The organism is Cupriavidus gilardii, assembly GCF_017598945.1.
In the GTDB taxonomy this organism is placed as follows: domain Bacteria; phylum Pseudomonadota; class Gammaproteobacteria; order Burkholderiales; family Burkholderiaceae; genus Cupriavidus; species Cupriavidus gilardii_E.
In genome coordinates, this window is the sequence record NZ_JAGFTW010000006.1 from 127,526 (window position 1) to 142,607 (window position 15,082).

Here is a 15,082-nt window from a genome sequence, read left to right on the forward strand (position 1 = left end):
CCTTCAGTGGACGATCAAAGCGTCCAAATCATCGAGATCGGGCAGCACGGGCTCTGCCCAGCAGCGGCAGCGGATCGGCTCGCCGGGGTGGCCATCGTCCGGCGGCGTGTCCCACGAGATCACCTTGCCTTCCCGCGCGACGTGGGCATCGCGCTCGCGCGCGTCCAGCGTGCCGCGCCACCGGTATTCGGAGACGCCGACATTCGTTTGGCGGTAGCCGGTCAGCCGGCCATTGAGCTTGCCGATCTGGTCGCGGGCGATCAGCTCGGCGCGCTCCATCGGCAGCCGGTAGGTGTCCCGCACGAAGGCGGTCAGGCTGCGCAGCGACTCGCCGCGCGCGACTGCGGCCACGATCCGGCCCTGCAGGTTGTCGAGGTACTGGGTCGGAATCGACTTGATCAGGCGCAGGTTCTCGGCCTCCCAGACACGCATCAGCGGGCCGATGCCGGGCTCGGCCGTCACGATGTCGACGCCGTACGCACCACGAAGCAGCGCGTGGAACTGGTTGCTGTTGAAGGCGTCCACGCGGCTGGCGAACAGGTCGATCACGTTGCGCAGCGCCTCGTCGGTGACTGCAGCAGCGGCCAGCGCTTCGGCGAATGCCACCTCGAGCGCCGTGTACCAGCGGTCATCCTCCGGCGGCCGGTTCAGGTCATCGCCTCGCACCTCGGCCAGCGCCGGGATGATGTAGTGCTCCGCGGCCTGCACCGTCCGGTCGGCAAAGCCCTGAACGGCCCGCACGTACTCCCGCTCGATCGCCGCCGGATGCAGCCATTTCTTAGGTCTGCGCGGCGTACTGCGCGGCCGCCGTCCGGCTGCCCTGAGCGCGTTCAAGTCCATACCTGCCTTCCGCGACCAGATGGTCCTTGCCCTCTTCCTCGCTGATCACGCCGCGGTCAATCAGGCCGCCCAGCGCGTCGGCTTCAGCCTTCTCGGCTTCCGCGTTGGCCTTGCGCACCTCGGCCTTTTCCTTGTCGGTCGGGCTTTGCAGCGCCGGCCAGGTGATCGTCCACTGGTCGACCTTCTTGGCGACGTTCTTCTGAGCCAGGATCAACGACACGAGCCGCTCCAGCGCCGGCGTGCCGCGGTTGCGCTGGTAGTTCTCGACCATGTCGTAAAAGCCGTCGAAGTCCGCCTGGCCGGTCGAATTCATGCCGGCCGGGGAGCGGCCGAACAGCAGCGTGACCGGGATGCCGGTCTCTGCGGACAGGGCGATCTGGAACTCGGCGACCACGTCGCGGACGCCACTGACGTTGGTGTCCTCGATGCGGTATTGGTCCTCGCCGTCGACGGCCACGGTGTTGCGCACGTTCCGCACGGCGTCGACCAAGCCGATGCGCTTCTGCACCACACCTTCCATGTCAGCCTGGATCAGCTCGGCCAAGCCCTTCATCCCGTAGATGGCCTGCTGCTTCCGCTCAAGGATGCTCAGGGCCCAGCGCAGCGACTGCCGATATTGGTTGATGACGGCATAGGGGCGCGTGACGGCGCTACGGCCGGCCCACGGGATACCTTTGATCGCCGCCATACGCCGCGGCAGGGGGTCGCCAGAGATGGGAATCAGGCGCGTCTCGTGGACAGTGAACTCTCCTTCGGCGACGCCCGTGACGTTCACCCGAACGCGGTACCGCTCCGGCGTGCCGAAGTTGGACTTTGTCGGGTCGAGGTACCGATCGTCCGTCGCGCTGATGTCGTCCAGGTCGAAGACTTTCAGCTCTTCGATGCTCCGAAGGTTGGCGACATTGAGGGGATCCCGCAGCAGGCCGCCATCGTCGGCAACCAGCACGATCGCCGCAGCGCCGGTCAGGCGCGCCCACCGGATGCCGTCGGCCAGGGCCGGCAGCGCCTTGAGGCGGTCCAGCTCATTGGCCACCACGCTGTCGGTGTCGCCCTCGATGGCCACGCCGCGCGCAACAGCGGCGTCGGCAGGCATGTCGACGACCCGGCCATACAAGCCGCCCGTGGCGTAGAGCTCGATCGCCGACTGCGGCACGAGCTGCGGCGCTAGGGCGCGACTGCCCAGCAGCGCCGATTCGTATCCGTCGAGTCTCATAGTTGTCAGCTTGCAAGTGCCAAGTGTCGGGCCAGCATTGCCATGGCGCCGCCGTCGGCCAGCGCATAGACCGCGCTGTCGCCCTTGTCCGGGCTGCGGCCGATCCGCTTCTTGATTTCTTCCTTCGACTCGACCTGGATTCCGCGCGCGGTCATCTTCCACCGCGGCGCGCAGAGGTCGGCGGCCAATTGCGGGTCAGGTGGAAGCGCCAGGTCGTCGCCGTGGACCGGATCCAGTGCTTCCCGCATCCGCCACCACCACTCGGCGCGCTTATTCACGAAGCCCAGATGACCGGTGCGATCCTTAGCATCCGAGCCCTCAGACCCGTTCATGGCGACGGCGTAGAGCTTGATCTTGCCCTTCAGGATGTCGTACGGGCTTGTGCCGACGCCGATCACGTCGATGTTGACTGCCGTGCGTACCTGGCGCAGCAGCAGGACTTGCGCCGCGACCGCCTCCCCGTCTGGCGTCTCTTTGCCGGGGATCGAGACTTGGGGGGCGAACCAGTTGCCGTGCCGCGGCGACAGGATCGTCTTGTCCTGCCCGCCGCGCGCCACGTCCACGCCCAGCGCGTTCATTGGCGCGTCGCACTCCGGACGCTGGATCCAGCGCCTCTGCGCCATCCGGACCCATTCGCTCGGGATGATCTGCCAGCGGTCATCCTGTCGGCCCGCGCCGAAGTCGCCGTACAGCATCTTGCTGCGCAGCGGCTCGGGCAGGGCCTGCAGCTTCGCCACATAGCCGGAATCGGCATAGAACGGGTTGTCCGTAACCCGCGCCGGGATGAAGGTGCGCGTCAGCGGCCGGATGATGTCGACCTTCTTGACCTTCTGCGGGTCGAAGTCATACACCCGTTGACCATCCACCAGGATGAACGGATCTCCGGTCTCGCACTCGTGCTGTTCGCCGTCGATGGACGCGAACCAGCGCAGCTCGCCGGGTGCGGCCGGGTTCGGGTGCGCCGGATCGAGCCACGGCGCGAACCACTTGTTCAGCCAGTCGCCCGTTGCGTCCGTCGGCGGGTTAGAGCACAGCAGCACCTGGCAGTGCTGGTCCGGGTCCTCGCTGCGGTTCCAGCCGGCGATGAACTCGACCTGAGACTCCAAGAAATTGGCCGCCTCATCGAAGACCTTCAGGTCGTGCGGCCGGCCCTGGAACTTGTTCTTGTCGGCCTCGTGCTGGACGGAGCCGAATTCGATGATCCGGCGCTTGCCGGCGAATTCGCAGCGCCAGACCTTGTCGCCATACTTGCCGTACTCGCTGTACAGCTCTTCCGCCCGCTGCAAAATGCCCTTGAGCTGCGGGAACTCGCGCCGCAGGATCAGCGATCGCTGGTGCTGGGTCAGCGCCTTGCCAAGCGCCAGGTCGCTCTTGCCACCACCGGCGGCGCCACCGTAGAGCAGCACGTCTGCCCGGCAGGCGTAGGCCATGGACTGCGGCCCGGGCAGCGGCTTCCAGTTCAGCCGGTTGCGCGCCTTAAGTGTCTGCAGCAGCGCCAGCTTGTCGGCTGCGCTCCAGTTGCGCCAGTTCTGCCTCGATTGCTGCATCGATGTCTTTCATGTCGGCAGGCGTCGGTGCGTCGAGGCCGCGAATCTTGCGGATCGCCGCCACGGCCGCGCTGGCCGCTTCGACGATGGTCTTGATTTCCTTGGGGTCATCCGCCTCGCCGGCGCAAGCCTCCAGGTTCGCCAGGCACAGCCGATGGATGCGCAGGCCGCGCTCCATGTCGTCGATGTCCTGACGGGCGGCGCCGGCGATGGTTTCACGGGTTAAACCTGAAACTTCCGGTGAAACTCCGCCATCGGCGGGAGCGGCCGCGCCACTGAAATGCGCCTCCACGAGAGCGCGCTTGGCGGTGCCGGGATTCCGGATCCAGCCCTGTGCCTTCGCCCTCTTGTTGATCGCGGTATGGCTGATGCCGTGCTTCGAGGCAATCGCGGTCACGGGCTCAGTACCGGCGCGATAAGCCGCCTCGACGGCGACCCAGTCGATGTCCTTTGTTTTTGCCATGGGAGTTCTGCATGTGGCACTGTGGCGAGCCGCGCAGCCAGCGGCCTCGCATCTTGGCCACGTCGCATTCCGCGAATCGTCCAATAAAAAAGCCCGCTCGGACGAACCTCACGGGCTTCTTCTGGCGACTGCCAGTTCACTACACCTTTGCCGCCTGTTCTTCCACGATGCTGTTCAAGCGGCCACGGAAGTTGAGCGGCGACGCGATACCTGGAATAGGCGCCTGAGGTGCCCCAGCTCCAGACACGACTACCGATCCGTAGTTGAGGATGCGACCAAGAATCGATTGTTCGACGCGAACGGTTTCCACCTTATCAAGGCGCAGTTCGATGGTGCTCCGGCTAATCAAGCCGAACTTGGCAATGATCCGCTTGTTTGTGATAGCCAGTTCAGTGGTCCAGATCCGAATGAATGCGACCAGGAGAAACAGAAAGCCGACGAAAATCGGCAGCGTGATCACACCAAGGATCACGAGCGGGAGCTGGGAAAACCAAGAAACTTTCGCCTCATAAACGATTTGCTCGTTCGATGTAATACTCGAATTTACGTACGACCCCATGAATTCTCCGTCTAACGATTATTGGGGTTGGCATGATAGCCGACCAACACCACAAAATCCGATAACGGACGAGGCTCCGACACCTGTACCCCACCGAAGGGGGATGCCTTGATCGATATCAGCCCATATCCACAAAGCTAACGCTCTCGTCAGCGAGAGGTTTCCGCTTCAACCGATCTAGGACCCTTCCAGCAAGCTCCTGAAAGATCGCAGCCCGCAGGCTGGCGGCGACAGCCGGATTCGTGGGAATTGTGCGATGGATCTCACCTACCTTTCGCCACCCGCACCCGCCCTGCTCGTCTACGTAGACCCTCAGCAGGGGCGCTCTTCCGGGAGATCGCTCAAACCAACCACACGGAACTCGACAGCACCAATCAATTGCGCCGAACCGAACTGATCCTTGCAGAACGCATGCACTACCTTGCCGGCGAGGCGAACGTGATGGGCATGCACGGTCAACGAATACGGCTCACCTTCGACTCCTTCGGCCGAAACGGTGGATATGCGGCCTTCCCCCTCGGCCTTATATATGCCGCGTTCCAGGAGGCAGTCGATAAGCATAGCGGCAGCATTGTCGATCTGCCTCCCAAGCTCCATGTAGCCCTTGATTGCATCAGCTTCCATTAAATCTCCTTGGCGGTTATGGCGAGCACATCATGCCAAGGATCACGGAAACGACAAAGCCCCCAAGTGGTGGGGGCTTTAGATGCAATTACTGCGAGTCTGGCGAAAATCTATACCGCTTGTCGCAAAAGTGCAAGCCCTTTTTCGCCGCTATCCCTTATGCGGCAAGGGCTTCCGGCTCATCGCACGCTGTACGGTCCTCGACGAGCCCGTGCGCCACGAACTTCGGCTCCAGCCGCGCGAGCGCCAGGTTCTCCAGCGCGCGGTAATGGGCGTCCATCCACTTCGCGGCCCGGAACACCTGATCCTTGCTGACTTGGTGCTTTTCCGCGATCGCGCGAAAGGTGTAGCCCTCCTTCCGGTCCCGCGGCAGGTAGTGCCGCGCCGTCAGGTCGAACAGCAGCGTGGTGGCCGTCAGCCCGCACGACCGGCGCGCGAACAACGCCAGCCGCTTCATGCCGCCGACCTTCTCGTCGCCCACCGCGAAGCGCGCCCAGATGGCGGCCATCTCCTGGCTCGGCAGCCGGTCGCGCACGGCGGCCGTGACCATGCTGCACTGGGCCCGGATTTCGTCCGGCGACAGGCCGCCGAAGTTGACCGTGCCGCCGCCTGCCGTGCCGCGGAGCTGGTCGAGCCAGGCCTGCTGCTTGTCGGTCGGGTGATCCAGATCCTCCAGCATCCGGATCAGCATGTTCCGGAACGGCGCGCCCTGCCGCGGCGGCATGGACAGCACCAGGTAGGAAACGTGCAGCGCCTGCTCGGTGCTCCTGAAGATCGCGTCGCTCATTGTTCGTTTTCCCCATCGTCGTAGTGCTGGCAGCGCCGGCCGTGGTGTCGGCGCTTGCCGTTCGGTAACAGCTTGATGCAGGCCCTGACCGTGGTGCCGAACAGCGTGGCCGACCGCTCATGGACGCAGCCCTTGCAGCTTCGCGCCTCAGCGCGCTCGTAGACCTCGGCCGGGTCGCGGTACATGTGGGCGGGCAGCGTCATGCGGCCACCTCCAGCACCAGGCCCGGCTGGCGCGCGCTGCAGTCGCCCTGGCAGCGGTGGTTATGCTTCACGGTGACACCTCACCTTATGAGGCGTAGCATTCGAAATTTTCGGGGCTACCAAATGACCAAGAGCAAGATGCAGGAGATGGGTACGATTGGCACATACCTTGGCGCCAAGGTAATCGGCAAATTCGGCTACCGCAGTAGTGGTGAAATTGATGCCTTCTATTTTCTGGACCTGAATGGGAACGTTCTTCCCGGTGGAGTTGGCGGCATGGGCTTGACTACTGAAGAACAAGCGATACGAGCCTGCGTCGAAGCCGCAAAAGAGAGGATCGACTACTTGCTTAGCCGCGTTCCGTTGGAGAAATGGTAAGAGGTGCATCGAGGTCATCGTCGACGTGATCGTCAATGGATTACAGCCCGCAGGATTCCGCACGGTGCTGATGTCGTTGAGGATCATTCACACAGCCCGTATGCCGAGGAGCAAGCGGTCGGCTCCTCCAGTTGATCGAGAAGGTTGTACTGCCGGCCGCCCCGCGTGGTCTTGCTCCACTCCACCACGGCGTGGATCGTCGAGTCCTGTCCAGAATGTCCCTGCGTGCCCATGTGAAAGAACGACACCGGCGAGCGCGGGCGACAGACCGCCGACACCAAGCGCTCCCATTCGGCTATCCGCTCGATCTCGGCCGGAAACCGAAGGGCGATCTGCCGAAGTTCGGCTTTGCTGCAGTTGATACACGGCATGCAGCCGACGCGGTCCATTCCCTGAAGGTACAGCGGGTTAGGCTTGACCCCAGCCAGCTCGTGGGCCTGGAACACGTCCCGAGCGGTCCAGCGCAGGATGGGGCGGTAGTTGAAGAGGCCGCCGCCGACTTCCTCGAAGGACTTGACGCAGGCGCCGGTGCCTTGGAGTCGCTCTCGGCGCGACGAACTTTCGTCGATGCGGACACCCTGCCACGACCAGACGGCGTGACCTGCATCGAGCAAGTCCACTGCATAGCCGGTGAGCGGCTGGGTCTTCAGGTAATCCGTGCAGTACTGCCGCTTCCGAGAAGGAAAGCCGCCCTTGAGCATGCACATGTCGAGGTATGGGTTGCCTGTCGGATGCAGCAGTTCCAGCGCGCGAGCCGCTGCGGCCGGCGTCCAGGCGTATTGGAACTTGCGACGGCCATAGACAGCGCCCTCCGGCTCCCCCGCAGCGATACGCGACAGATTCGCGCGCTTGGTCGCAAACTCGTCAGCGAAGTCTGCGCGAACCACATCGACCTTGATCCCCAGCGCCGCGGGCAGGTAGTCGAGCGCGTACTCATACGTCTGCTCGTGCTCGTTCCCGGTGTCCGCGAAGACGAAGCGGCACTCTGCGCTGCCATGCTTCTCCAGCGCTAGGATGGCGGTGGCCGTGCTGTCCTTGCCGCCGGACATGGAAACCACGTGGACAACGCTCATGCATGCACCCCGTCGAACGAGACCCCGAACTCGTTGGCCGCGGCCGCCTGAACCTTCGCCAGGTACTCGCTGAACTCCCCGACCGACATATCGCCCGTCGACTTGCGCGTGACGCGCGTGCGGCCGTCCGGCAACCGGATCTCGACCTTCACGCCGTACACGTCGGCGAAGTACTCGTGCCAGGTGTCCTTGCTGAACCGCTGGCCGTCGACCCAGGCCTGCTCGGCGATGTCGCGCAGCACGACGCCCCAGTAGTACCGGTTCGCCTCGGTGGTGCGCCGGCGTTCTTCGGCCGTGACGATCAGCCGCAGCGGCGTGCCCTTCTCAAGGCAGGCGGCGGCGTTGGACTTGATGAAGGCCAGCACTGTCGGCCAGATGCCGGGGCTCTTGAGGGTGAACTCGCGGTAGAGCGTGGCCATGGCTCAGGCTTCCTTCTCGGGGAAATTGACGCGGGCAAATTCGCCGAACGTCGCGCGTGCGGCGGCGTCATAGGCGTGTGCCGCTTCTGCCGGCGTGTCGAACAGACCGAGGTGCCGCGTCCGGCCGCCGTGGCCGATGGAGGCGCGCCACTTCTTGTCCTTGAAGGAAACGCCCTTGTAGCCGCTCTTGTTCTTCGCGTGCATCGCGCGGTTCCGCAAGTTCTCGGCCCCGCTGCAAAGCCGCAGGTTGGCGATCCTGTTGTCCCCGCGGCATCCATTGACATGGTCGATCTGCGCCGGCGGGAGCTCGCCGTGCACATAGAGCCATGCCAATCGGTGTGCCATGTGAATGCGACCGTCCAGCAGGATGATCCGGTAACCGTGTCCGTTGATGCAGCCAGCCGGCTTGCCCGCGAACCGATTGAACGGGCTGCTGGCCCTCCAGGTGAACTCTCCGGTGTCCGGGCAGTAGACCAACGCGTCGCGTACCCGCTCCGCCGTCAATGGGCGAATCGCTTTCGGTTTAATGGGCATCAAGCAGCCTCCTTCGCGTCCAGTTCGATTCGGATTCGGGTGTTCTGCACCAGGTCGCGCGCGTACGCCGCGGTCATCTGCATGGCCTCGGCGCGCAGCGCCTCCAGCGCCTGACGCGCGGCCACGACGTCGGCCTGCTCCAGCGGCATGGCGTAGCGCAGCTTCGTGGCCAGCACCAGCAGCGGCTCGACCGGCACCGCGCGGCCCTGCCGCTTGCCGTGCATCTCGAAGGCGCAGGCGACGCCCTCCACCGCCGGCGCGGTCTCGTACCAGCAGCCGTCGTTCGCGTCGCGGAAGATCGGCACGCCGGCGGCGGTCGCCGTCACGGCGCCGTCGCGCTCCAGCCCGTCGAGGATGGTTTCCAGCGGCCGGAACACGGCGTCGACCTTCCACGGCTCGGTGCGCAGCTTCACGCCGGCGCCGTTCCAGCTCGGGCGATACGGCTTGCGCGGCTTCTTGCTCTTGGCCATCACGCGGCCTCCCCGAACAGGCCGGCCTGCACGATCTCGTCTTCCAGGGCGCTCACCGTCACCACGAGACGTGCTTCGCCATCCGGCTCGGCGCGCTCGGCGGTGATCCGGCGCACCCAGCGGTCATCCTCGAACACGATTCCCTTGAGGGCGTCCATCAGCACCTTCTGTGCGTTGTCCAGGTCGATGCACTGCACCGTGTCATCCCAGCGTGCGCCGTCGCGCCGCATGCGCTTCTGCCAGTCCTGCGGCCGGTTCGGGTACAGCGTGTACGAGACAGCGACGCGGCCGACGATCGGCGCATGGACGCCGGCAGCGCGCGCCAGCCAGCCCACCTCCTGCTTGTAGGCCTTGGCCTCGGCGCTCAGCGTCGTCACCGGCGCCTTGAAGCCGCGCGGCATGTAGGTGCGCCAGTAGCGGTTCGCGCTTACCGGGTATGGAAGGGTCAGCGTGATTGCAGTCATGGAATGCCTCATTCAAAGCCGCGCGATGCGCTGGGCGGTCGCTTCGGCGGCGCCGGATGCCAATTGGTCGCCAGTGTTTCGAATCGGGTCTGGGCACCGATGTAGGCCAAGGCGACGCGGCCGGGCTGGCCTTGCCGATTGAGCGCGACATCGACCTCGCAGATGCCCTTGTCGTTGGTGTCGGGGTTGTAGACCTCGTCGCGGTACAGGAACATCACGACGTCGGCATCCTGCTCGATCGCGCCGGAGTCACGGAGGTCAGACGGCTGCGGCCGCTTGTTGGGCCGGCGCTCGAGCTCGCGGTTGAGTTGGGACAGCAGCACGATCGCAATGTCGAGTTCCTTCGCCAGCGCCTTGAGCCCGCGAGTGATGCCCTCGATCTGCGCGTTGCGGTTGTCGCCCTCGCCTTCCATCAGCTGCAGGTAGTCGATCACGAGGACGTCGAGGCCAGCTCGGCGCTTGACTTGCTTGGCTTTCATACGGACGTCCAGGAGACGCAGGCCGCCTTGGTCGTCGAGCCACAGGCCCATGCTTTCGAGCACGCCCATCGCCTGCGATAGCCGGTTCCATTCGTCGTCCGTCATGCGGCTCGGCGTCAGCAGGTTCGACAGCGGGATGTGACCGATCGCGGCGAGATTCCGATCGTCCAACTGCGCGCGCGGCATCTCCATCGACAGCACGAGCACCTGCCGGCCACGGGCGGCATGGCGCGCCAAGCCGAGCGCGAAGGCGGTCTTGCCCATCTTCGGACGCGCCGCAACCACGATCAGCTCGCCCGGCCGGATGCCACCGTTGAGCAGTGCGTCGATGTCGCGGAAGCCGGTCGAGATCGCCCGAGCGCCATCGGTCTCCCGGGATTGCAGCGTCCGCGCGTATTCCACGAGGCTGGCCGACACGTGCGTCGGCTCCTTGCGCACGCGAGCCTGGGCCAGCGCCTCCAGTTGGCTGGTGGCGCGGTCGATCAACGCCGGGGATTCGTCTGGCGAAGCCTTCGCCTCCTGGACAAGCTCACTGCCGAGGACCAGCAGCGCGCGGCGCACCGCCCTCTCGCGGACGATCGCGGCATGCCGGCCGACGCTTGCTGTACCGGGCGTGTTCTGCGCGAGTTGGGTCAGGTACGCCAAGTCGGCAGCGCCTTGGCCGGCGGCCTTCAAGCGCTCGAAGACGGTGACGCAGTCGGTCGGCTTGCCGGCCTGGATCTGGCGCGACAGCTCGGCAAAGATGGCGCGGTGATCGCCGACGGTGAAGTGCTCCGCCTGCAGGTCCCCGATGCGGTCGAAGCACTCGCTGTCGATCAGCAGCGCGCCGAGCACCGCTTGCTCGGAAGCCACCGCGGTAAGGCGGTCGTCGTGGCCCGGGGTCGGCATGGGGGCGTTCATGCTGCCTCCGCGTGGACGCGCCGCGCCTGCTCGCCGACCGTGGTCAGCACGACGTTGCCGTCGCCGGCGATGTACCAGAGCTTGAACCAGTTGCCGCGCACGGACTTGCGATGCACGGCCGGCCAGTCCTTGTAGCGCTTGGCGTCGGGCAGGCTGTACCGGGCCTTGAACTCGAGCCAGTGCAGGCGGAGGAATTCCATCGGGATGCCCGCTTGCTCGGCGTAGGCGAAGACGGTGTCGTCTTCGGCAATGGGCTTCACGCCCTGCTGCTTGCAGGCCTTCAGGTAGGCAGGCAGACCGATGGCCGAACGCTTAGGCTTGTCCGCCTTCTGGCCTATGGACGTTTCGCCCCCAAGGGGGGTATGGGGGGTACTTATACCTCCTCTACTATCTACTCCTCTCCATTCCGTAGGCGAGTCACCAGCGAGACACCTTGAGTCACCTTGCGTCACCAGCGTGTCACCGCTTTGAACCTTGCGCTTGCAGGAACTGCAGACAAGCCTGTAACCCTTGAATTGATCGGGCTCTTCCGGTGACGCTAGGGTGACGCGAGCTAGCGTGACACCTAGCGCGTCACCGCAGACGTGACATGCGTCACCAATGGATTCGCGGAGTTTCTTAAGGAGAAGCTGGCGCTGCTTACCGCCCAGCCTTTTTTGGTGACGCGCGTCACCTGTGTCACCGCCTGAGTCACCTGTGACACCGCGCGGGTGTCGCAACGTCGGTTGATCGATGCGCTGATGATGCCAGCCCGTGACGTGCCAGAATTCCTTGCCGTCGACCTCGTATTCGACGAGCAATCCTTGCTCAATAAGTTCGTCGACCCACTGCATCACGGTCGACGCCGTGACATCGTCGTCACCGGGAAATACTTCAGCCTTCAGGGTTTTCGCGCTCGCCGGATGGTTGCCACCGTCGTCGCAGAAGTTCCAGAGGCCGATGAAAAGGAGGCGCGCGTCGCGCGACACCTCCATGACCTGCTCAGAGGTCCAGTACTCGGGCTTAATGGAGCGGATGCGGGCCATGTCAGACCCCCACCCGCAGTGTCGCCGGCGCGAACGGCCGGCAGTGGCTTAGAGCCCGGTGTACTTCTTCGCGATGTTGATCAGTGCCATACCTACCTGCTCGGCACAGTCCAGCGGTATCTGAACCACGTCCGAGTCCACCGAATCCCGCTCGTCGCGCATCTGGGTAACCACGATCGAGATTTTCTCGTTCTTGGCGATGAACACTTGGATTTCCGGCCGCGCCTCCAGAATGAACGTGTGGTGACCCTGATCCGGCATATCGTCGTGCGCTTCCTTCTCTGCCATTGCTTGCCTCGCATCCTGCCTGGTTGATGGGTCGGGCGTGCGCGACATGGCAGGCGTATGCCGCGCGCTGGTGGCCACCAGCTGCCCGAAGGGGAAAAGAGTATGCCATTGGTCCCTACCTCACTGCCTGCCGCGGTCCGCCACGCTGGCCAGCAGCTCGGCGATCGCGCGTTTCGTTTCGGCGCACAGCTGCATGCGGACGTCGGCCGTACTGGCGACCGTCATCCGGTGCAGCAGCTCGTTGATCCACGCGATCTGCGCGCGCTGTGCCTGCTGTGCGTCCATGGTGTCCATCAATGCTTCGTGTTCTGCTCGGCCAGCACGTCGAGGTATCCGACGGTGGCAAATGCTTGGGCGACCCGCGGATCGCGCATGGCCTTGGCCAGTGCCTTGGTCATCCTCACGTCGTCTCCAGCGCCCTGCTTCATCGCGTCTTCCATGGCCTTGGTGGCCACTTCGATCGCTTCCACGTCCGTCATGCATTCCTCGCCGCCAGCACCGCTTCCATGATGGTCAGGGCCCCGCGGTGCATGAGGTACTGGCTCAGAATCCGGTTGCCCAGCACGCGCTCGACGTCGGCGATCTTGTCGGCCGGCAGCGAGCGGCGCGGGTTGCCCTTCGCATTCAGGGCTTCGCGCTGGAAGTAGTCGCTGACGTGAGACGGGTAGAGGTCGGCCAGCGCGGCCAGGGCCTGGAGCGTCAGACCAGGCTGCGTCCGGCGTTCCCAGGCCAGCGCGCAGGCGTCGCGGTACGTTGTGCACGTCGCGATCTCGGCATCGGGCAAAAAGCGGCCCTTGCCGCTGGGAAAAAACGCTTGAGACCCTGTACTGACGCCGGTTTCCGGCTCTTCAGCTACCCGCATTTGTTGTTCTCCTGATTGGCAAAAACAATCGGTTCCACAGTTGCTTCCACAGTTGGCCCGAGGGCCAAATGAAGGCGTCGACCTGCGACGCCTTCACCACTACTAGGGTGCGTATCCACAGTCATGGAACAATCGAGACCTCTGACCTTCTCAACCGCCCACGAAAGGGATACGCATGGAAACGCAAAAGACCGGCACCGAAATTCACATCATCGACAGAGTTCCGCTGATACATCTCGACCCTCAGACAGGGCTACTGCATGTGGCAGTGGTCGCGAAATACGGCCGTCAGGGTTTAGGCGAATGGGAAATGCGGCACGAGTTCGTTCTGACGCCAGCCATCGGCAAACAACTACTTGCCGCTCTCCCTCAGCTCGAAACGCTTCTGGAAAAGCAAGCCGAAGGCCCCACCAGGCCAAACGCACTCCAATAGCGTGTCTCATGGTTCAACCTCTCGGCGGCCAAGGCAGCCAGTGGATCAGCCAGGAAAACGCGCATGAGGTTCCTAGCAGGACGCAGATGACCGCCATCGTGCAGAGGTATCCGGCCAAGAACGAAGTGAGTCGTTTCACAGTTCAGTCCTCAGGCGGCTTGTTGGTCGGTCCCGCGCCGGACAAATGCCCAGTCGACCTTTTCGTTCAGCTCTTCGCAGGTCACGGCCCCAGCGGTAAGTCGCTCAACCACCGGACAGTGTTCGGCTGGTACACGTCCTTGCCGCCGCCACTCCTGGATAACTTGGTAACCAGACAGGCCCAGAGCCCGCGCCATGGCGGACAACGAACCGAAGCAAGCGATGGCCTTTTCCAAGCCTTCGCTGTGGTGGGTAGGTTTGCTCTTATCAGCACGGCGGGACATGGGCGGCTCCATCAGGCTGCGTGGGCCGGCGCTTCTTCAGCGCCGGTCGGCTTCGAAAGGAAGAGCTCGGGATGGGCCAGCTTGACCGCGGCCGGTATCCCGCGCTCCTTCCAGTTGTGAACGCGCTGAACGCCGCCTGGCTTCTTGAAGTTCAGAAGCTCGGCCACCCGTGCGGCGCCGCCCAGCTGTTCGATGAGTTCGCGGTCCGTGGTCATGAGCGACAGTGGTTGGTTTCCATGTCGCCATTAAACACTATGTTTATGCGAAACGCAAACATGACGTTTATCAACGAAACGTTTACCTGTGAGACCATCCGCGCCATGCACGCGACCATGGTCCGCCTCTACGAGGCAGCGGAATTGCTCCGCGGATTGAAGACGCCTACGGAGGTAGCGAACTGCCTCAACGCTTCGCCCCAGACGATCAACAACTGGGAGCGCCGCGGCATGTCCAAAGCCGGGATGATCCAGGCCCAAGAAAAGATCGGCTGCAGTGCGACTTGGCTGCAAACCGGTGAGCTGCCCATGACGGCCACACCTGTTGCCCACCCTACGGATGGAGGGGACCGGCAAAATTCAACAGGTGCTTACAATGAATCGTCGGCAGCTAGCCCGACGCCTCTCACCTACCCGGCGGACGCCATGAAGTTCCGCTGTGTCTATGTCGTGGGCAAGGCGCAGGGCGGCCTTCCCGACCGGATATGGACGGATGGTGATTACCCAGTGGGCGCAACAGATCAATACGCGGAAATTGCCAGTGCCGACCCCCAGGCGTTTCTTGTGCCGGTCGTCGGGACGTCGATGGTGCCTCGCTTCAATCCTGGCGAGTTCGCGCTGGTGGAGCCAGGGACTGAACCGGAGCTCGAAGACGACGTGCTTGTGAGGCTGGCGACGGGTGAGACGATGATCAAGCGACTCTTATCAAGGCGCCATGGAGTTCGACTCGGGAGTTACAACGATCCGGCCGTTCTCACCTACGCGCGAGAAGAGATCAGTTGGATGTACTACATTGCTCACCCCGTCCCAGCGCGCAAAATCAAGATCCGCCTGTGACGCACATGCTATCGAGCGCAAGTGCCGCGTACTGCATCACAAAGAAC

24 protein-coding genes are annotated in these 15,082 nt (G+C 63.9%); 3 read left to right on the top strand and 21 right to left on the bottom strand.

Going from position 1 to position 15,082, the window contains the following annotated elements:
- Positions 1-3 precede the first annotated feature (3 nt).
- From J5T34_RS03725 to J5T34_RS03760, 8 genes are all read right to left on the bottom strand, one after another.
- The gene (locus J5T34_RS03725; RefSeq protein WP_208578659.1) at positions 4-840 is read right to left on the bottom strand and encodes a phage minor head protein; all 837 of its coding nucleotides are present in this window, start codon (positions 838-840) and stop codon (positions 4-6) included.
- Positions 779-2,053: a phage portal protein gene (locus J5T34_RS03730; RefSeq protein WP_208578660.1), complete on the bottom strand. Its 1,275-nt coding sequence runs from the start codon at positions 2,051-2,053 to the stop codon at positions 779-781. The genes J5T34_RS03725 and J5T34_RS03730 overlap by 62 nt, the downstream gene beginning before the upstream one ends.
- Before the next feature lie 5 nt (positions 2,054-2,058).
- Complete coding sequence (locus J5T34_RS03735) at positions 2,059-3,600, bottom strand: terminase (protein ID WP_244258682.1); 1,542 nt, start codon at positions 3,598-3,600, stop codon at positions 2,059-2,061.
- Positions 3,530-4,063 carry a hypothetical protein gene (locus J5T34_RS03740; protein ID WP_208578661.1) on the bottom strand — a complete coding sequence of 178 codons (534 nt, stop codon included), beginning with the start codon at positions 4,061-4,063 and terminating at the stop codon, positions 3,530-3,532. The genes J5T34_RS03735 and J5T34_RS03740 overlap by 71 nt, the downstream gene beginning before the upstream one ends.
- A 139-nt stretch (positions 4,064-4,202) precedes the next feature.
- A complete protein-coding gene (locus tag J5T34_RS03745) occupies positions 4,203-4,622 on the bottom strand; it encodes a PH domain-containing protein (RefSeq protein WP_208578662.1) in 420 nt (139 codons plus the stop codon).
- 312 nt (positions 4,623-4,934) lie between these two features.
- Positions 4,935-5,246 (bottom strand): hypothetical protein, encoded by a 312-nt coding sequence (locus J5T34_RS03750; protein WP_208578663.1) that lies wholly within the window; start codon positions 5,244-5,246, stop codon positions 4,935-4,937.
- A 157-nt stretch (positions 5,247-5,403) separates the two neighbouring features.
- Positions 5,404-6,033: a hypothetical protein gene (locus tag J5T34_RS03755; protein ID WP_208578664.1), complete on the bottom strand. Its 630-nt coding sequence runs from the start codon at positions 6,031-6,033 to the stop codon at positions 5,404-5,406.
- Positions 6,030-6,236, bottom strand: a complete 207-nt coding sequence (locus tag J5T34_RS03760; protein ID WP_208578665.1) for a hypothetical protein — start codon at positions 6,234-6,236, stop codon at positions 6,030-6,032. The genes J5T34_RS03755 and J5T34_RS03760 overlap by 4 nt, the downstream gene beginning before the upstream one ends.
- 123 nt (positions 6,237-6,359) lie before the next feature.
- Here J5T34_RS03760 and J5T34_RS03765 point away from each other — a divergent pair, with 123 nt between their 5' ends.
- The gene (locus tag J5T34_RS03765) at positions 6,360-6,614 is read left to right on the top strand and encodes a hypothetical protein (protein WP_208578666.1); all 255 of its coding nucleotides are present in this window, start codon (positions 6,360-6,362) and stop codon (positions 6,612-6,614) included.
- An 83-nt stretch (positions 6,615-6,697) separates the two neighbouring features.
- Here J5T34_RS03765 and J5T34_RS03770 read toward each other — a convergent pair whose 3' ends face one another.
- The 11 genes from J5T34_RS03770 to J5T34_RS03820 form a co-directional block, all read right to left on the bottom strand.
- Positions 6,698-7,687 carry a phosphoadenosine phosphosulfate reductase family protein gene (locus J5T34_RS03770; protein ID WP_208578667.1) on the bottom strand — a complete coding sequence of 330 codons (990 nt, stop codon included), beginning with the start codon at positions 7,685-7,687 and terminating at the stop codon, positions 6,698-6,700.
- Positions 7,684-8,106, bottom strand: a complete 423-nt coding sequence (locus J5T34_RS03775) for a recombination protein NinB (protein ID WP_208578668.1) — start codon at positions 8,104-8,106, stop codon at positions 7,684-7,686. Before J5T34_RS03775 ends, J5T34_RS03770 begins: the two co-directional genes overlap by 4 nt.
- A 3-nt stretch (positions 8,107-8,109) precedes the next feature.
- Positions 8,110-8,640, bottom strand: coding sequence for an HNH endonuclease signature motif containing protein (locus tag J5T34_RS03780; RefSeq protein ID WP_208578669.1), 531 nt, complete (start codon positions 8,638-8,640; stop codon positions 8,110-8,112).
- Positions 8,640-9,110, bottom strand: coding sequence for a hypothetical protein (locus tag J5T34_RS03785; protein WP_208578670.1), 471 nt, complete (start codon positions 9,108-9,110; stop codon positions 8,640-8,642). Before J5T34_RS03785 ends, J5T34_RS03780 begins: the two co-directional genes overlap by 1 nt.
- Positions 9,110-9,574 (bottom strand): RusA family crossover junction endodeoxyribonuclease, encoded by a 465-nt coding sequence (locus J5T34_RS03790; protein WP_208578671.1) that lies wholly within the window; start codon positions 9,572-9,574, stop codon positions 9,110-9,112. Before J5T34_RS03790 ends, J5T34_RS03785 begins: the two co-directional genes overlap by 1 nt.
- An 8-nt stretch (positions 9,575-9,582) precedes the next feature.
- Positions 9,583-10,953, bottom strand: a complete 1,371-nt coding sequence (dnaB, locus tag J5T34_RS03795) for a replicative DNA helicase (protein WP_208578672.1) — start codon at positions 10,951-10,953, stop codon at positions 9,583-9,585.
- Entirely contained in the window at positions 10,950-11,978 is a 1,029-nt protein-coding gene (locus tag J5T34_RS23885; protein ID WP_244258683.1) for a hypothetical protein, read from the bottom strand. The genes dnaB and J5T34_RS23885 overlap by 4 nt, the downstream gene beginning before the upstream one ends.
- Positions 11,979-12,026: 48 nt before the next feature.
- A complete protein-coding gene (locus J5T34_RS03805) occupies positions 12,027-12,266 on the bottom strand; it encodes a hypothetical protein (RefSeq protein WP_208578673.1) in 240 nt (79 codons plus the stop codon).
- A gap of 120 nt (positions 12,267-12,386) precedes the next feature.
- Positions 12,387-12,560, bottom strand: coding sequence for a hypothetical protein (locus tag J5T34_RS03810; protein WP_208578674.1), 174 nt, complete (start codon positions 12,558-12,560; stop codon positions 12,387-12,389).
- Positions 12,560-12,745, bottom strand: a complete 186-nt coding sequence (locus J5T34_RS03815; protein ID WP_208578675.1) for a hypothetical protein — start codon at positions 12,743-12,745, stop codon at positions 12,560-12,562. The genes J5T34_RS03810 and J5T34_RS03815 overlap by 1 nt, the downstream gene beginning before the upstream one ends.
- On the bottom strand, positions 12,742-13,128 hold the full coding sequence (locus J5T34_RS03820; RefSeq protein WP_208578676.1) for an XRE family transcriptional regulator: 387 nt from the start codon (positions 13,126-13,128) through the stop codon (positions 12,742-12,744). The genes J5T34_RS03815 and J5T34_RS03820 overlap by 4 nt, the downstream gene beginning before the upstream one ends.
- Positions 13,129-13,303: 175 nt before the next feature.
- Here J5T34_RS03820 and J5T34_RS03825 point away from each other — a divergent pair, with 175 nt between their 5' ends.
- Positions 13,304-13,561 (top strand): hypothetical protein, encoded by a 258-nt coding sequence (locus J5T34_RS03825; RefSeq protein ID WP_208578677.1) that lies wholly within the window; start codon positions 13,304-13,306, stop codon positions 13,559-13,561.
- Between the two features lie 149 nt (positions 13,562-13,710).
- Here J5T34_RS03825 and J5T34_RS03830 read toward each other — a convergent pair whose 3' ends face one another.
- Together J5T34_RS03830 and J5T34_RS03835 are read right to left on the bottom strand one after the other, a co-directional pair.
- Positions 13,711-13,983 (bottom strand): YdaS family helix-turn-helix protein, encoded by a 273-nt coding sequence (locus tag J5T34_RS03830; RefSeq protein ID WP_208578678.1) that lies wholly within the window; start codon positions 13,981-13,983, stop codon positions 13,711-13,713.
- Positions 13,984-13,994: 11 nt separating this feature from the next.
- Positions 13,995-14,198, bottom strand: a complete 204-nt coding sequence (locus tag J5T34_RS03835; protein ID WP_208578679.1) for a hypothetical protein — start codon at positions 14,196-14,198, stop codon at positions 13,995-13,997.
- 60 nt (positions 14,199-14,258) lie between these two features.
- Between J5T34_RS03835 and J5T34_RS03840 the strand changes: the two genes are divergently transcribed.
- Positions 14,259-15,035 carry a S24 family peptidase gene (locus J5T34_RS03840; RefSeq protein ID WP_208578680.1) on the top strand — a complete coding sequence of 259 codons (777 nt, stop codon included), beginning with the start codon at positions 14,259-14,261 and terminating at the stop codon, positions 15,033-15,035.
- Positions 15,036-15,082: the final 47 nt, after the last annotated feature.

Bases quoted from the DNA above. Each gene is read 5' to 3' on its own strand.
- J5T34_RS03825 (WP_208578677.1), top strand. From the start codon at position 13,304: ATGGAAACGCAAAAGACCGGCACCGAAATTCACATCATCGACAGAGTT.
- J5T34_RS03820 (WP_208578676.1), bottom strand. From the start codon at position 13,128: ATGCGGGTAGCTGAAGAGCCGGAAACCGGCGTCAGTACAGGGTCTCAA.
- J5T34_RS03805 (WP_208578673.1), bottom strand. From the start codon at position 12,266: ATGGCAGAGAAGGAAGCGCACGACGATATGCCGGATCAGGGTCACCAC.
- J5T34_RS03815 (WP_208578675.1), bottom strand. From the start codon at position 12,745: ATGACGGACGTGGAAGCGATCGAAGTGGCCACCAAGGCCATGGAAGAC.
- J5T34_RS03835 (WP_208578679.1), bottom strand. From the start codon at position 14,198: ATGACCACGGACCGCGAACTCATCGAACAGCTGGGCGGCGCCGCACGG.
- J5T34_RS03830 (WP_208578678.1), bottom strand. From the start codon at position 13,983: ATGTCCCGCCGTGCTGATAAGAGCAAACCTACCCACCACAGCGAAGGC.
- J5T34_RS03790 (WP_208578671.1), bottom strand. From the start codon at position 9,574: ATGACTGCAATCACGCTGACCCTTCCATACCCGGTAAGCGCGAACCGC.
- J5T34_RS03745 (WP_208578662.1), bottom strand. From the start codon at position 4,622: ATGGGGTCGTACGTAAATTCGAGTATTACATCGAACGAGCAAATCGTT.
- J5T34_RS03740 (WP_208578661.1), bottom strand. From the start codon at position 4,063: ATGGCAAAAACAAAGGACATCGACTGGGTCGCCGTCGAGGCGGCTTAT.
- J5T34_RS03725 (WP_208578659.1), bottom strand. From the start codon at position 840: ATGGACTTGAACGCGCTCAGGGCAGCCGGACGGCGGCCGCGCAGTACG.
- J5T34_RS03760 (WP_208578665.1), bottom strand. From the start codon at position 6,236: ATGACGCTGCCCGCCCACATGTACCGCGACCCGGCCGAGGTCTACGAG.
- J5T34_RS03785 (WP_208578670.1), bottom strand. From the start codon at position 9,110: ATGGCCAAGAGCAAGAAGCCGCGCAAGCCGTATCGCCCGAGCTGGAAC.
- J5T34_RS03780 (WP_208578669.1), bottom strand. From the start codon at position 8,640: ATGCCCATTAAACCGAAAGCGATTCGCCCATTGACGGCGGAGCGGGTA.
- J5T34_RS03840 (WP_208578680.1), top strand. From the start codon at position 14,259: ATGACGTTTATCAACGAAACGTTTACCTGTGAGACCATCCGCGCCATG.
- dnaB (WP_208578672.1), bottom strand. From the start codon at position 10,953: ATGAACGCCCCCATGCCGACCCCGGGCCACGACGACCGCCTTACCGCG.
- J5T34_RS03770 (WP_208578667.1), bottom strand. From the start codon at position 7,687: ATGAGCGTTGTCCACGTGGTTTCCATGTCCGGCGGCAAGGACAGCACG.
- J5T34_RS23885 (WP_244258683.1), bottom strand. From the start codon at position 11,978: ATGGCCCGCATCCGCTCCATTAAGCCCGAGTACTGGACCTCTGAGCAG.
- J5T34_RS03735 (WP_244258682.1), bottom strand. From the start codon at position 3,600: ATGCAGCAATCGAGGCAGAACTGGCGCAACTGGAGCGCAGCCGACAAG.
- J5T34_RS03755 (WP_208578664.1), bottom strand. From the start codon at position 6,033: ATGAGCGACGCGATCTTCAGGAGCACCGAGCAGGCGCTGCACGTTTCC.
- J5T34_RS03765 (WP_208578666.1), top strand. From the start codon at position 6,360: ATGACCAAGAGCAAGATGCAGGAGATGGGTACGATTGGCACATACCTT.
- J5T34_RS03750 (WP_208578663.1), bottom strand. From the start codon at position 5,246: ATGGAAGCTGATGCAATCAAGGGCTACATGGAGCTTGGGAGGCAGATC.
- J5T34_RS03775 (WP_208578668.1), bottom strand. From the start codon at position 8,106: ATGGCCACGCTCTACCGCGAGTTCACCCTCAAGAGCCCCGGCATCTGG.
- J5T34_RS03810 (WP_208578674.1), bottom strand. From the start codon at position 12,560: ATGGACACCATGGACGCACAGCAGGCACAGCGCGCGCAGATCGCGTGG.
- J5T34_RS03730 (WP_208578660.1), bottom strand. From the start codon at position 2,053: ATGAGACTCGACGGATACGAATCGGCGCTGCTGGGCAGTCGCGCCCTA.